This window comes from Pseudobacter ginsenosidimutans (assembly GCF_007970185.1).
Taxonomy (GTDB): domain Bacteria; phylum Bacteroidota; class Bacteroidia; order Chitinophagales; family Chitinophagaceae; genus Pseudobacter; species Pseudobacter ginsenosidimutans.
Map to the genome: position 1 here is coordinate 4,080,142 of NZ_CP042431.1, position 16,211 is coordinate 4,096,352.

Sequence of the window (16,211 nt, forward strand, 5' to 3'; positions counted from 1 at the left end):
CCTTGAAACAACTGTTATCCGTACCCGTTATTGTTGCTGCGCTTGGTTATTTTGTGGATATCTATGATCTCCTGTTGTTCAGTATCGTGCGTGTGCCCAGCCTGCGTGCCCTGAATGTTGGAGACGATCAATTGCTGCAGCAGGGCATCTTCCTCATCAATACACAAATGGCAGGCATGCTGCTGGGAGGTATTCTCTGGGGTATCCTGGGTGATAAGAAAGGACGGCTGTCAGTGTTGTTCGGATCGATTGCCCTGTATTCACTGGCAAACATCGCCAATGGCTTTGTGACCAACGTTGACCAATATGCGATCCTTCGCTTCATTGCGGGCGTGGGCCTGGCAGGAGAATTGGGAGCGGGGATTACACTGGTAGCCGAAGTGTTGCCGAAGGAGATCAGGGGATATGGTACTTCCATTGTTGCATCGGTAGGCGTACTGGGCGCTGTGCTGGCTTATTTCATTGCAGATCTCTTCGACTGGCGTATCGCGTATTTTATAGGAGGAGGGCTGGGGCTGGCTTTACTGGTATTAAGATTCAATGTTTTTGAATCAGGTATTTTCAAGCATGTGAAGGAAGCGAATGTTGCACGGGGAAATTTCTTTGCCCTCTTCAGTTCATGGAAACGTTTTGTAAAGTACCTGCGCTGCATCATGATCGGCCTGCCTATCTGGTTCGTGATCGGGATTCTGATCACTTTCTCTCCTGAGTTTGGCGTGGCAATTGGTCTTCATACTCCCATACAGGCAGGAAAAGCTGTTATGTTCAGTTATATAGGCTTATCACTGGGCGATATGAGTAGCGGTCTGCTCAGTCAGTATTTGAAAAGCCGAAAGAAGACGGTGGCTGTATTCGTTTGTCTGACGGCCCTTGCCATGCTGGTGTACCTGTTGCAGCGTACACAAAGTGTTGCAGTATTTTATAGCTTATGTCTCTTCCTCGGATTTGCGATCGGTTACTGGGCGCTGTTTGTGACCGTTGCTGCAGAACAGTTCGGTACAAATCTTCGCGCTACTGTGGCAACCACAGTCCCCAATTTTGTAAGGGGCAGCGTGAATGTTTTCACCCCTTTGTTCCTGATGGGTGTTGAACAGGCCGGATTCCTGGGTTCCGCTGCCATGGTGGGCGGGGCAACAATTGTGCTGGCCTTGCTGGCAGCATGGAGAATGGAAGAAACTTTTTCCAGGAATCTTGATTTTACAGAATAGAAAACAGGAATTACACTTTCACGGCAGTACCGGTAGCCACTACCATCAGCATACTGCCTTTGCCTCCCACTGTTTCAAAATCGAGGTCAACACCTACAATGGCATTGGCGCCGATGGCGGCCGCCTTCTGCTGCAATTCGTTCAGGGCCGTTTGTTTCGCTTCCTGGATCACGCGCTCGTATGTACCACTGCGGCCACCTACAATGTCCCTCAGTCCGGCAAAAATATCCTTGAAAATATTCGCACCGATAATGGTTTCAGAACTGATAACACCTAAGTATTGCTGAATCGGATTTCCTTCAATGGTGTTGGTGGTAGTAACTATCATGGAGAAATGTTTTATCATTAGTAGGATAGATTGGCGGAATATTACAGGCTTTGGGAACATTCCCTCGGTGTGGGAGCCTTCCCACGAAAAATACCTTCCGCAATTTGGACTGGCTGAATTCTTTTTTCTGTTTCTTGGTCCAATACTAATTGCCATATGAAAAAAAGTATCCCCCTGGTACTGTTGGTATTCTTATTTACCAACTGCCTTGCCCAGTCATTTACTCCCGGAAATTTTGTTGTGCTAAGGATCGGTTCCGGCGAAGCGCCGCTTGCAGCGGGCATTGCACAGCCGGTTTACCTGGATGAATACAATCCCTGCGGCGACCTGGTGCGATCGATCGCAATGCCCGTATCCGTAAACGGCAGCAACAAAAGATTGACGCTGCCCATTTCCACCAGCGATTATACGGAAGGCTATATCAGTCGCTCGCAGGATGGAAGCAAACTGGCGCTGGCCGGTTATGATGCAGACCCTGGTACCACTGGTGTTTCATCCACTACTTCCACTGCCGTAAAAAGAGTGATCGCCATTGTGGACCAAAATGGAGCAGTGAATACCAGTACTGCATTGAGCGCATTCAGTTCTCAGGTAATACGCGCTGCCGTTAGCGATGGCTCCAATATCTGGGTAAGCGGCGGATCCGGCGGTATCATGCACACTACTACAAGCGGCACCACATATACGCAGATCACTACCAGCACAGCACGCTGCCTGATGGTAATTAATGCACAACTGTACGCCACTTCCACTGCAGGCGCATCGCGGCTCACCGCTGTAGGCACCGGACTCCCGGTAACTGCCGGACAATCCATGGTGAACCTGCCCGGTACACCCGCCACCGGCAGCCCTTACCAGTTCTTTATCGTGAATGCAGGATCAGGATCTGATATGCTGTACATCGCAGACGATAATCTGCTGAGAAAATATTCCCTCTCCGGAGGAGCATGGGTGAGCAATGGAACCATTGGAACATTGGGAGATAAGTACCGCGCTTTGACCGGACAGATCAACAGCAATGGACATGTGATCATTTACGCCATCAGAAGAAATGATAATACTACCAACTCCGGCGGGGAAGTGGTTTCACTTACAGATAGTACTGGTCACAACAACAATTTTTCTTCGCTCACTCCAACACTGATCGTGAGATCAAATGAGAACAATGTTTTCAGATCAATTGTGATGGCTCCTGATCCATCGCTTTCCGGTATCACCGGTACTGCTGCTGAAGAAACCCCATGGCAAATGCAGCTGAGCCCGAACGCTGCGAACAATAAAGTTTTGCTGACCTTCAAAACAGAACAAAGCAACAATGCCATTATAGTGATCACCAATTCAGCCGGACAGGTAGTGAAGAAAATAGAAGGGGTATCGATGAAGTCCGGACAAACTTCCGTGGATGTGGAAGCCCTGGTGAAAGGAGTGTATTACCTCACGCTGAACAGCGGCAATAAAAAGGAAACGAAGAAACTGGTAAAGCTCTGATTGGCCCGGAAAAACAATTGATAATATTCTAAAGAATAACTACCATGCATAGACTATTTTATTTTTTATTGTTCCTGTCTTTTGGACTGGCGACCCATGCGCGCCAGTTGCCGGAACTAAAGCCTATCCTTGACGCACAGGCTGGCAACGCCGTTATCGAGATCCCTGCGGGAACTTACCTGCTGAACAATATGACCAATGGCGCTTATCAGTTCCATAATCTGAACAATGTTGAGATCAGGGGTAATGGAGCCAGCATCATCTGCAATTCACAGGAGCTTGCTTTCCGTTTTCTGAATTGCACCAATATTACTATAAAGGATTTCAGTATCGATTATGATCCGCTTTGTTTTACTCAGGGAGTGATTGTTGCAAAGGACCCTTCCAATCTCTGGTTTGAGGTGGAGATAGATCCGGGTTATCCTGTAGACAATGTAAGGAATACCCGTGTACAATTCTATGACCCTGCTACCCGTCAACTGAAAAGGAACAGTATCACAACAGGGGAAGGGCATTATTCCGCATTCGCCAGGATCGGCACCACAAGGAGGTTCCGGCTCACCAAGAATGCAGCCTGGGTAGCTTACGAAAAACTGGGGGACCTGGTGGTGCTGGACGTGGTTAGTACCAAGGCCAATCCTGCAGCGCATTGTTTCCAGCTGGAAAAATGTACCAATGCCAAAGTGCAGAATGTATCTATTTATGGTTCCAACAGCTTTTCATTTTTTGAAAGGGACTGTAAAGGATCACATTACAATGGCTGCAAGGTCGGAAGGGGCCCGATGCCTGCAGGTATCCCGGCCAGACTCCGTTCAGGCAATGCCGATGGTATACATAGCAGTCTCGCCAGTGTGGGACCGCTGGTGGAGAACTGCGATATCAAACACAATGGTGATGATTGTATCATCGTATGTGGCCGTTCATTTCCCGTTTGCAGGATCGACAGCGCCACCAAAAGCATTTATGTACTGAGCAGGGAAGGTCTTCCTGTTTTCTATGTGGGCGATACCCTGCAACATGTTTTGTATGCCGGAACGAAAAGTGGAAAGATGAAGATCACCGCTTTCGAATCCTTCGTTCCATCGGCAGCAGATCAGTCAGCTGTAGTATCCCTGTATCCTGATCTTCTTTTCAAAACAAGTTACACCAGGGGAACACGCCTGCAGGTGGATACATTGCCTGCAATGGGCGTTGGCGATATCGTGTACAATGAAAGCCATACCGGCAAAGGCTTCGTGATCCGCAACAATAATATCGGGTATAACCGTTCACGCGGTATCCTTATCAAAAGCTCCAATGGCATTGTGCACAATAATGAAATTGCAGGCACGGCCATGAATGGCATTCTCGTAGCACCTGAAATACATTGGATGGGCGGTGGCTTTGCCAATAATGTGGAAATCAGGAATAATACACTGTTCGAATGCATGTTTGAGAAAACCAATCAGGGAATGCCTCCGGGCGCGCTGTCTGTCTGGTATGTGAACGGACTGGCCCAGGTCCCTGCAGCAGGAGCTTTCGGACAGATCAATGTGCATCACAATACGATCAGGAAATGTCCATACCCTGCTATCGTTTATTCATCTGTAAGTGGATTGACGCAGGCTTCCAATGTAGTGGAGCCTTATCCCTGCAACAGCAGGGAACATGGAAAGAAATTCGGTACAGTTTATACCGGGCCTGTGTGGGAAAAAAATAATACGCCGTAAAATTTTTCGCTGGCAGCACTCAGCTGGATTTTCTGACGATCAGTTCTGTCTTCAAAACTTTGATGATCGATTTCCATTCCGATACATCACGATTGATCTGATCGATCAGTAATTGAGCGGCAGTGCTGCCAATTTCTCTTACCGGTTGGGAAACGGTAGTGAGCGGGGGATCGATCAGATCCGAAGCGAAATCATTACTGAAGCCAACGATGGCGATATCTTTCGGTACATCCAGACCTTTCTTTTTTACGATCTGCAATGCTTCGATAGCCGTGGGATCATTGATGCAGAAAATTGCGTCAGGCGGATTCGCCAGTCGCAGCAAATGGTTCACATAGATCTTCACTTTCCCGATACTGAGATCATAGGGAATGATCAGTTCTTCATCGATGGGAATATTGTATTTCTTCAAAGCAGCTTTGTAGCCTTTAAGACGCTTCACACTGATGGGCAGTGAATCCGGTCCTGCCAGATGCGCGATCCTTTTTTTCTTTCTTTTGACCAGGTGCTCAACAGCTCTGAATGCTCCTTCATAATCATCCACCATCACCTTCGGCACATCCATATCTTCACAAACCCTGTTGAAGAATACGATGGGGATACCCTTTCGCTCGAAAATCTTCAGGTGATCGAAATTGCGTGTTTCCTTGGTAAGCGAAACCAATACACCATCCACCTGGTTGGCCAGCATCAGTTTCGTATTGGCCACTTCTGTTTCATAGGTTTCATTGGAATGACAGATAATGGTGTTGTAACCCGCTTCTGCAGCCACTTCCTGAGCACCCATGATCACCTGCGGAAAATAGGAACTGATGAATTCAGGAACAATGATGCCGATGGTATTGCTCTTCCTGTTGAGCAGGCTGATGCTAAGCATGTTCCGCTGATAATCCAGTTGCTCCGCCAGTTCCAGTACGGCCTGTCTGGTTTTGTCGCTTACGCTTGGATGGCCCGTCAACACCCGCGATACAGTGGATTTGGAGAGGTTGAGTTTTTTGGCAATGTCTACGATCGTTACCTGATGGCGCTTCATGAATTGAGAATTGAACTACAAATTACGGGAATTGCGTGGTAATGGGAACATTCCCGCACTGTGGGAATGTTCCCAATTTAAAAACAGGTAAAGAATCTTTGTCTTGCTACAGGTATTCGGCATATTTGTTAGAGAACGACGCTGCATATGAAAAAACGCCTGACTGCAATCTATCTTGCTACTTTAATGTTAGCACTTGCATTCTCCGGTCTCCATGCCCAGAATGCTCCCGCCACTTCAACTTCAAAGAACATTTCCGGAAAAGTCACCGATGCTGAGAATGAACCGCTCGAAGGTGTTACGGTACAGCTGAAAGGAAAACAGCTCACTGTTACCACTGATGCCAAGGGAGTGTACACTATTACAGTGCCCAATATCAAAGGGGCTGTGCTCAGTTTTTCGATGGTAGGTTATTCCAGTAAGGAGATTCCGCTGAATGCCACCACTTCGGTATACAATGTGAAGCTCACCAGTACGCAGACTGATCTCGATGATGTGATCGTGATCGGTTATGGTACGGTCAAAAAGAAAGACCTCACCGGATCGGTTGGACAGGTGAAGGTGGAGGATGTAAAAAAAGCTCCCGTGCCTTCCTTCGAAGATGCGCTTGCAGGCCGTGTGGCCGGCGTGCAGGTAAGCGCGGTGGACGGACAACCCGGATCTTCCAACCTGATCACCATCCGTGGCGGCAACTCCGTTACACAGAGCAATGCTCCGCTCTATGTGATAGATGGATTCCCGGTTGAGAATCCCAATAACAATACTTTCAATCCTGACGATATTGAGTCGATTGAAATTCTCAAAGACGCTTCCGCTACGGCCATCTATGGTGCCCGTGGCGCCAATGGTGTTGTAATGATCACCACCAGGAAAGGAAAGGCGGGGATCCCTGTACTCACCTACAATACATGGGCAGGCGTCCAGAAAGAGATCAGGCGACAGGAGGTGATGAGCCCTTACGAATTTGTGAAATACCAGCTGGAACTGAATCCCAGCTCCTTCAAGGATATTTACCTGAAAGACGGAAAAACGCTTGACTCCTACAGGGATGTAAAAGGCGTGGATTGGCAGGATCATATCTTCCGTACTGCGCCTATGCAAAGTCATAGTATTTCGCTTACCGGAGGAAATGATAAAACAAGATATGCTGTGTCCGGAAACCTGCTGGATCAGCAGGGGATTATCATCAACAGCGGATTCAGGCGCTACCAGGGAAGGATGGTGCTGGACCAGTCTGTGAATGATAGATTGAAAGTAGGCCTGAATGTGAATTACACCTGGCTCAGAACAACCGGGCAGATCGCCACAAGCGGCGGTGAGAATGGCATCAATGCTTCTTCCTATCTTTTCTTCAGCGCTTGGGGTTATCGTCCTGTTACAGGCGACTCACTCAGCGATCTCAGCCTGCTTGAAGATGCTTTCGATTCCGATATCACCACAGAATCGGATCTCAGGGTAAATCCCTTCGTGTCTGCACAGAATGCCCATAATAAGGCCTTCACCAATGTATTGCTGGCAAATGCGTATCTGGATTATACCCTGGCCAAAGGCCTCAAACTGCGTATAACCGGCGGCGTTACCAGGAATGGAAATCGAAGGGAGATCTTCAATAACTCCAATACTGCCGCTGGTAATATCAGAACTACTTACGGACGCGCCAATGGCGTGAATGGTTCAGTTACCAATAATATCTTCTCCAGCTGGTTGAATGAGAATACCCTCACCTGGAATAAAAGATTCAACAAGAACCATATCCTGAATGTGGTGGGAGGATTCACCCTGCAGAAAACAAGATCTCAGTCCGATGGTTTCACAGCCAATAAGATCCCGAACGAAGGACTGGGCATCAGTGGGCTGGATGAAGGCACTCCGATCGTGAACGTTTCTTCCGAATCCGAAGCAGCACTTGCCTCTTTCCTTGGCAGGGTTAATTATACATTGAATTCGAAATATCTTTTTACGGCATCGTTCAGGTCTGATGGATCATCCAAGTTTGCCAGCGGAAACCGCTGGGGTTATTTCCCTTCCGGCTCTGTGGCCTGGCGTATCCATGAAGAGAAATTCATGAGGCAGTTCTCCTTCCTGTCTGAAGCCAAGCTGCGGGCCAGTTATGGCATTACCGGGAACAACAGGGTAGCAGATTTCGCATACCTGTCTGTGTTACGTCAAACCGGATTTACCAACGGCAGTGGCAACAGTACACCTGGTTATTATTTCAACAATGCACATATCCCGGGATCTGCGCCGGTGGAAGTAGGCAATAAGGACCTGAAATGGGAACGCACTGCACAGATGGATCTCGGCCTTGATCTCGGCTTCCTGAAAAACCGGATCAATCTTACTGTTGATTATTACAACAAAAGAACAAGCGATCTGCTGCTCCTCGCCAATCTCGCAGCTTCCACAGGCTATCTCACGGGATACAAGAATATCGGTAAGGTCTCCAACAAGGGCCTCGAGTTCACTTTGAATACAGTGAATATCGATAACAAGGATTTTGGCTGGACCACCAATTTCAATATCGCTTTCAACCGGAATAAGATCCTCGAGTTGAACTATGATCAACCCAGCATCACTACACGCGTGCAGGGATGGAATGATAATTTCAACAACTCACTTCCTTACCTGGCTAAACCTGGTTTGCCCGTAGCCATGTATCTCGGTTATCTCTACAACGGATTGTACCAGGTGGAGGACTTCAATAAACTGCCCAACGGTTCTTATTCCCTGAAAGATGAGGTGCCGAATAACGGGCAGGATAGAACGCTGATCAAGCCCGGGTATATGAAGTACAAAGACATCAATGGTGATGGAATTGTAGATGCCAATGACCAGACCCTCATCGGCAATCCCATGCCATTGCATATCGGGGGCTTCACCAATAATTTCCGCTACAGGGGTTTCGACCTGAGCGTATTCTTCCAGTGGTCGTATGGCAATGATGTACTCAATGCCAACCGTCTCGTGTTCGAAGGCATGGAAGCAAGGCCCTTCCTGAATATGTTCAAGTCATGGGAAGACAGGTGGAGGCCGGATAATACTGATGCCACATTGCCTGTAGCCGGCGTGACAAGTCCGAACGTATATTCCGACCGCGTGATAGAAGATGGGTCCTACCTGCGTTTGAAGACCGTAGCACTGGGTTATTCATTGCCCGATGCCCTGATGAAACGGATAAAGATCAAGAGCATCCGCCTATATGCCGCAGCGCAGAACCTTGTTACCTGGACCAATTACAGCGGTGTAGATCCCGAAGTGTCTGTAAGGAATTCACCGCTTACACCCAGCTTCGACTGGTCTGCTTATCCCAAAGCGCGTACCATCACACTCGGCCTGAACGTAACTTTCTAACGAATAAATTGCTTCGAATATGATTGCGAATATTGCATCATCAGGGAACAGTCAACCGGCCAAAGGATCCGGACGGTTTGTAAATGCAGGAATACTGCTGCTGATTGTTCTTTTTGTTGTTATCCTTTTTGGTTCCTGTAACAAATTTCTGGACACCAAACCGGTTGACTCCATCACTCCTGAAACTTATTATAAAACACAAACTGATCTTGACAGGGCATTAGCGGCTGTGTATGACCGTTTGGGCGACCGCCGCACCTATGGATGCGGCCTCTGGGGATTCCTGAACTTCAGCGATGAATTCTACGTGAAGAGCCAGCCAACAGGTTATATGTCCAATACACTCGACGCCAGTATGCTGGAACTGAACCGTTGCTGGGAGGCTTTGTATGTTGGCATCGAGCGGGCCAATATGTTGCTGGATCACCTGGATGGTGCAGCAGTGCCTGATTCCAATAAGAATGAAGTGAAAGGGCAGGCGCTCTTCCTGCGGGCCTTCTATTATTTTGTGCTGGCAGATAATTTCGGCGCTGTTCCTTTGAAACTTACTTCCACTAAATCGCCGCTGGAACCAAACATTCCCCGTACGCCGCTGCCTGAAGTATATGCACAGATCGTGAAGGATATGAAGGAGGCGGAAGGACTGGTGAAAGAGATCACATACTATGGCTTTGGTGGCCGTATCAGTAAATCTGCCGTTCAGGCCATGCTGGCGAGGATCTATCTTACAATGGCCGGCGAGCCGCTGAATGATGTTGCAAAATATGCTGACGCGAAGGAGTATGCGAACAAAGTGATCATATCCGGAAAGCACGCGCTCAATCCCAGTTTCCAGAATGTCTTCATCAGGTTGTCCGCAGATGAATATGATATCAAGGAATCGATCTGGGAACTGGAATTTGATGGCAATAACCAGGGCATCGTCCGCGAAGGTGGTTATGTAGGTTCCTGGATGGGGATCTATTGTCCTAATATCGATACTGGATTCGGATATGACCATGTGCACATTACTGCAAAAGTGTACAATGTTTACGAGCCGAATGACCTGAGAAGGGATTGGACCGTGGCGCCATTCCGTTTTGTGCCTAACGGTTCCGGCACCAGGGCGCCTGTAACAAGAACTAACTGGAGCGCCACACAGATCTACGAGAGAAGCGTTGGTAAGTACAGAAGGGAATACGAAAAGGCAAGACCGAGGGACCAGGATTTCACACCTATCAATTTCCCTATGCTCCGGTACTCCGATGTGCTGCTGATGTTTGCTGAAGCAGAGAATGAAGCAACGGGGCCTTCTGCGGAAGGGTTGGAATATGTGAACAAAGTGCGCAGAAGAGGTTTCGGTAAACCTGTTGATGTTGCTGATCCGGCAGTGGACCTTCCGGCGCTTGGGCAGCAGGATTTCCGCGAAGCCATCAGAGCAGAACGTTTCCGTGAATTGTCTTATGAAGGCATCCGCAAACATGATCTTGTTCGCTGGGGCATCTACGTTACCACCATGCAGCAGCAGGTGACCGAGTACCAGACCAATATGCCTGCGAACCTATCCGATGCAGCCATCAAACAGGCCAGCAGGGTAACTTCCAGAAGCGTGTTGTTCCCTATTCCGAACACGGAGATAGCAGTGAACCCTTACGTAACACAAAACCCAGGTTGGTAACATCATTCATCATCCAACATCGAACGCATGAACAAATTATTTTTCTATAGTATCATCTGCCTGTTGGCGGCTTCCTGCACCAAAAGGGATGAAGTGGGCAGTCCTGAATTTCAAGTATCTGCCAGCGCTGCCACTTATAAACTGGGCGACTCCATCGTTTTCAATTTCAAAGGGAGTCCGCAGAACATCGTATTCTGGCCCGGAACGCCTGGCCGCACCTACGAGTTCAGGAACAGGACTTTCACTACCGGCAACAAACTCCTGATGAGGTTCAATTCATTTCAGCAATATGGAGTGCTCAACAATTTGACAGTACTGGTGTCTAATAATTTTAACGGCACTTACGACGCCACCAATGTACAGGCCGCTGCCTGGACGGATATAACCAGCAGGTTCACCCTTTCCCAGGGCCTGGATCAGGTGCCTTCGGGAACAGTGGACCTGTCTGAGTTTACAGCAGACAATAAATCTGCCACTATAGCTTTCCGTTATATTGTACCGGCCATGGCCAATCCGAACCCCAACCGCTGGGTGATCCGCAGCTTTTTCATGGATATGGAAGATACTGAAGGTGTAGTAATACCCCAGGCCAATGTAGGCACGGCAGGATGGAAACCCGTGAGCTTTGAAAATCCTGCGTCCAACTGGCTGGTGATGAGTACACAGCTGTTAACGCAGGCCACTCCCAATAATGCAGATGATGATTGGATTCTGTCAAAGACCTTCAATCCTAATGCTATTTCGCCGGACAAGGGTATTCCTATCAAGAATATCACTACCAACCTTACACGATATTCGCCGGCAACCGATCTCTACAATAAGCCCGGCACATACAAAGTGATCTTTGAAGCCACCAATTCATCCTATCAGAATGAACCGGACAGAGTGGTGAAGGAAGTTACTATTACCATTACACCCTGATGATCAAAAACAGAACATATTTATCTCTTCCCACACTGCTGGTTGTATTGTTCAGCAGCCAGATTTTTGCGCAACAGGAGGAAGGATCAAAAGCTGTACTGTCTTCCTCTTCCCTGCAACTGGAGTGGAAAAAGTCGAAAAATGGATGGCAGTTGCAGCAACTCGGTATAAAGCAGGCAGGCAAATGGACAAAGCTGCCGGGCCCGAGCGGGGAATATACTGTTCTGTATTCGCCGTCGAAACCCGATTCCGTTCCCGCTCCTGTTTTGGATGAACAGGGAAAAGAAGTGATGATCCCTGAGCCGCAATACCGTTATATCCTGCCTCCCTGGAAGCAGGCAATCCTCCCTGTAGCCATGAACAAAGCCGGTGAAGCAACACGTTTTTTTCCGGACTTGTTGAAAAAGCAGAAAGGGATATTGCAATTCTCACAGGAGCTCAAAGAAGCAGTTGTTACCGCCACCTGGAAAATGGATCCTCAATTTTCCGGAGATATCGTAGTGGATATGACACTTACCGCCAGAAAGGACGGTTATTTCTCCATTGCTTCTCCTTCACTTGCCATCGTGGATCCGGAAGAACTGGACTGGGCCATGGTGCCTGGTCATTTTCAGGGGAAGACGATCGAAAAGGATTTCGTGAAAGCCTTTGGATATGGACAGGGCATTCCTGCCCTTCCTGTTGTTACACGCGAACGGACGGCATCTACACTGAGTCCGCTTGTTTCGACAAAAAAAGGAATAACCATGGCCGTTATACCAGAACCAGGTACCAGTCGTGACCCCTGGGAATACGACCATAGCACGCAAAATACCTGGCAGCTTGGCCTGTCCGTCATGAACAGGGAGGCCCAACTGACGCCGGTTGCCTGGCATCCGGTGCTGGGAGAGAAAGGCTCTTACCTGAAAACGGGAGAAGCTGTCCATTTTTCCTTCCGGTATACTATCAAAGCAGATGACTGGTTTGCTGTATATAAACACGCAGCCAACGATATTTACCGGCTGAGCGATTTTCTAAAACTCAAACAAACCAAACAATCCCTCACCAACCGCATTCTTCGATTACACCAGTACGTGATAGATGATAGCAGTTCCAAATGGAGAACGGAGCAATATAAAGGATTGACGATCGGCGCGCAGGATTATCGTGGAGGCGTATACGGTGGTGAAGGCGATGCTATCAAGAATGCCGATTATGGCGCCATGTGGATGCTGGCCCGCATCACCAATGATTCCGTTTTACAGAAAACAAGATTACCGTTCGCCAGGAATTTTAAGTTGGCGCAACAGGATAAAGATCCCGGTTTCTTTCATGGCGCAGCTGCAGGCCAATACTATCTTCCCGGAAGCAAAAGATTCACCGAAGAGTGGGGACCTTATGTGGAGCCGATCGGCACCACCTACTATGTGTTGATGGATGCCGGCAATATCCTCCTTTTCCATCCAACGGATACGGCTATTCGTAATGAGGTGAGAGCTGCTGCAGACCGGCTTCTTGCCTGGATGGGCGCTGATGGACAATGGCAGCTGGCCTGGGATCATGCAACACAGCAACCCCTGTTCAATGACCTGCAGGATCTGCGTCCAACTTTCTACGGCCTGGTGATCGCTTACAAATTACTGGGTGATAAGAAATACCTGCAGGCTGCCATCAAAGGCGCACAATGGTATATCAGCAATGCGGTGAACAAAGGACAATTCACCGGAGTATGCGGTGATACGCGCTTCGCTCCTGATTTTGCCACAGGCCAGAGTGCACAGGCATTGCTGGACCTGTATGATATCACGAAAGATCCGAAACATCTGCAGGCTGCCATTGCTACGGCGAAACTGTACACCACTTCTGTTTATACTCATCCCATTCCATCAACTGCGCCGAAAATGGTAAGAGGCGTCAGCCGCCAGGACTGGGAGATCAGCCAGGCAGGGCTCAGCTTTGAGCATGGCGGAAGTTTTGGCTCTGCAACTTTACGCGGACCTATACTGCTGGCCAGTCATGCAGGAATGTTCGTTCGTATGTATTCGCTCACTAAAGATTCTATTTTTCTGACAATGGCGCGTGCCGCTGCATTGGGCCGCGATGCATTTGTTGATTCTGCCACCAGTGTGGCAAGTTACTATTGGGATGTGATGAACAGGGGAGCGGGACCATATCCGCATCATGCCTGGTGGCAGATCGGATGGATCACGGACTATCTCTTGTCTGAAGCAAAGCTTCGCAGTAATGGAAAACTGGAATTCCCCCGTGGCTGGATCACTCCCAAAGTTGGTCCGCATCAAAGCTATGGTTTCAGGCCCGGCAATATTTACGGCGCCAAAGCTGAACTGTTGCTCAGGGATGGAATGCTGCAAAACGCATCTCCATACCTGGATTATTTCGGAGCTATCAGCAGAGAAGAGAAAAAATTATTCCTGCTGCTCCTCAACAATGATGATGAGACTTTGCATCCCACCATCCAGATCGATTACAGTAAAATACTTGATAATAAAATCTTACAGCCCAATAAAGTTCAGTTGATCACTACTGATGGCAGGCGCACAGCGCTTTCCGGGACGAATCACTGGAATCTGAACATACCGGCTTATGGATTGCAGGTGATCGAAATACATTTCGAATAGCCTGGAAAAAATGATTGAATGAAAAACCGGATATTCTTTTCGTTGATTTTTGTAATGCTGAGCGGGATGCTTTGGGCTTCCGGCCCCGCTCTTGAATTGCCTGGTCCCAACAAACAATTGCAGGTGGTTTTGTATACTGAAAATGGAAAGCTGCTGTATCGCGTGGCTGCCGGCGCACTGACCCTGATCGAACCGGCAGCACTTGGGCTCAGGGTAGACAACAGAACACTGGGCAGAGAAGTACAGCAATTGCGTTTGCTCAGGCAAGTAACGATCCGGGAACAGCGTCCATCCCGTCTCAACAGTACAGTGGCATTGAATCACTGTGTGGAGTATACGATTTTGATTCAGCAAAAAGATATAACGGATACGATCAGTTTCCGCGTGTTCGACAATGGCTGTGCTTTCCGTTATCAGCCAGCAGGTAACCTGCATGCATTGTTGCAGGAAGAGCTTACCAGTTTTACATTCCCTGCTACTTCCCGCGTCTGGTATTTTGAACGGAACAATAACTGGAAACTCAAATCTTATGCAGGTCTGTGGATGAGCACTACGCCTGATCGATTGCCATCAGTTTCTTCACAAGGCCCCATCCAGGGAAAGCCACTGGTGGCAGAGTTCCCCGGAAACAAATACATGGTGATCACCGAAGCGGCGCTCTACGGTTATAGCGGGATGCGACTGAAGGCGATCGGCGGAAATGCTGTGCAGGTCAATTTTACGGAAGGAGAGTCAGGCTTTGCTGTAAATAAAAGATTGCAGACTCCCTGGCGTGTGGTCCTCTTTGCCAGGTCGCTGGATGAGCTGGTGAAAAATAAAATAATCGAAAACCTGAATCCGCTTCCTGATCAAAATGTTTTTGCCGATCAGTCGTGGATCAAACCCGGTATTTCCGTCTGGAGCTGGATCACACGCAATGAGGAAAACTATATGCAGCCCGCTGAAGAAATGAAATTCATCGACGCTGCTGCAGAACTGAATTTTCAATTCTCCCTGATAGATGAAGGCTGGGAAACCAAATGGCCTTACAAATGGAAACAACTCAAAGAGCTCTGCGAATATGCTTCCAAAAAGAAGATCGGCGTCTGGGTTTGGAAACATTCGAAGGATATTCTCGATACCATTCAGCGGAACCAGTTCCTCGACAGTATCCGTTCCTGTGGCGCAGTTGGCCTGAAAACCGATTTCATGAACAGTGAAGAAAAAAGCTTTGTCGATTTTGAAATCGGTTTGTTGCGTGCCGCTGCTCAGAGAAAACTGATGGTGAATTTCCATGGCTGTCAGGCGCCCACGGGTGAAAGCGTTCCCTTTCCCAATGAAATGACACGTGAAGGCATCCGCGGTCTGGAACTAAATATCATGAATGAGCCCATTCCCGCCTGGCACAATGCAGCATTGCCGTTCACGCGCCTGCTGCTGGGGCACGGGGATTACACGCCTGCATTTTTCAGCAATAAGGCCAATACCACTTACACGCATCAACTGGCCCTGCTATACCTGTTCAATTCTCCTTTCCAATGCATCGCCGAGAATCCTCTTACGCTGCTGAACGATCCTAAATACAAACCAATTCTTCCATTGCTGCGATCACTGCCTGTTACCTGGGATGAAACCATCGTACTGAAGCAAAGTGAGATCGGCAGGCTGGCGGCATTTGCTCGCCGGAAAGGAAATAACTGGTATGTGGCAGTGATCAATGGAACCGGCAGCGCCAGTTCCTTCAAACTGGATCCTTCTTTTATCCGGACCAGGAAAACCCTTACTGCAACCGTGATCAGAGATGCCGCTGGTGACGCCGGCTTCATCAAAGAAGAGAAAAAAATGAAAACAGGAAATCATACAAAGCTTACAATACCCGCCAATGGCGGACTGCTGATACAAATAAAGAACTGATCATA

Annotated in this window: 10 protein-coding genes; 8 read left to right on the top strand and 2 right to left on the bottom strand. The window is 48.4% G+C overall.

Translation table 11 applies throughout. The features are described 5' to 3' along the window. Positions 1-2 precede the first annotated feature (2 nt). A complete protein-coding gene (locus FSB84_RS16325; protein WP_225979794.1) occupies positions 3-1,208 on the top strand; it encodes an MFS transporter in 1,206 nt (401 codons plus the stop codon). A 10-nt stretch (positions 1,209-1,218) separates the two neighbouring features. Here FSB84_RS16325 and FSB84_RS16330 read toward each other — a convergent pair whose 3' ends face one another. Further along, positions 1,219-1,536, bottom strand: coding sequence for a heavy metal-binding domain-containing protein (locus FSB84_RS16330; RefSeq protein ID WP_130539003.1), 318 nt, complete (start codon positions 1,534-1,536; stop codon positions 1,219-1,221). Positions 1,537-1,692: 156 nt separating this feature from the next. Between FSB84_RS16330 and FSB84_RS16335 the strand changes: the two genes are divergently transcribed. Both FSB84_RS16335 and FSB84_RS16340 read left to right on the top strand, forming a co-directional pair. Further along, positions 1,693-3,024 (top strand): T9SS type A sorting domain-containing protein, encoded by a 1,332-nt coding sequence (locus FSB84_RS16335; protein ID WP_130539004.1) that lies wholly within the window; start codon positions 1,693-1,695, stop codon positions 3,022-3,024. A gap of 44 nt (positions 3,025-3,068) precedes the next feature. After that, positions 3,069-4,733, top strand: a complete 1,665-nt coding sequence (locus FSB84_RS16340; RefSeq protein ID WP_130539005.1) for a right-handed parallel beta-helix repeat-containing protein — start codon at positions 3,069-3,071, stop codon at positions 4,731-4,733. Between the two features lie 19 nt (positions 4,734-4,752). On the opposite strand, the gene FSB84_RS16345 is transcribed toward FSB84_RS16340, so the two are convergent. Beyond that, on the bottom strand, positions 4,753-5,766 hold the full coding sequence (locus FSB84_RS16345; protein WP_130539006.1) for a LacI family DNA-binding transcriptional regulator: 1,014 nt from the start codon (positions 5,764-5,766) through the stop codon (positions 4,753-4,755). Between the two features lie 186 nt (positions 5,767-5,952). Here FSB84_RS16345 and FSB84_RS16350 point away from each other — a divergent pair, with 186 nt between their 5' ends. The 5 genes from FSB84_RS16350 to FSB84_RS16370 are packed head-to-tail and all read left to right on the top strand — an operon-like array spanning position 5,953 to position 16,206. Next, a complete protein-coding gene (locus tag FSB84_RS16350) occupies positions 5,953-9,117 on the top strand; it encodes a SusC/RagA family TonB-linked outer membrane protein (protein WP_130539007.1) in 3,165 nt (1,054 codons plus the stop codon). 19 nt (positions 9,118-9,136) lie between these two features. Further along, positions 9,137-10,774, top strand: a complete 1,638-nt coding sequence (locus FSB84_RS16355; RefSeq protein WP_130539008.1) for a RagB/SusD family nutrient uptake outer membrane protein — start codon at positions 9,137-9,139, stop codon at positions 10,772-10,774. 27 nt (positions 10,775-10,801) lie between these two features. Further along, a complete protein-coding gene (locus FSB84_RS16360) occupies positions 10,802-11,695 on the top strand; it encodes a DUF5017 domain-containing protein (RefSeq protein ID WP_130539009.1) in 894 nt (297 codons plus the stop codon). Then, a complete protein-coding gene (locus FSB84_RS16365) occupies positions 11,695-14,313 on the top strand; it encodes a glycoside hydrolase family protein (RefSeq protein WP_207234170.1) in 2,619 nt (872 codons plus the stop codon). The genes FSB84_RS16360 and FSB84_RS16365 overlap by 1 nt, the downstream gene beginning before the upstream one ends. An 18-nt stretch (positions 14,314-14,331) precedes the next feature. Beyond that, the gene (locus tag FSB84_RS16370) at positions 14,332-16,206 is read left to right on the top strand and encodes a glycoside hydrolase family 97 protein (protein WP_130539010.1); all 1,875 of its coding nucleotides are present in this window, start codon (positions 14,332-14,334) and stop codon (positions 16,204-16,206) included. Positions 16,207-16,211: the final 5 nt, after the last annotated feature.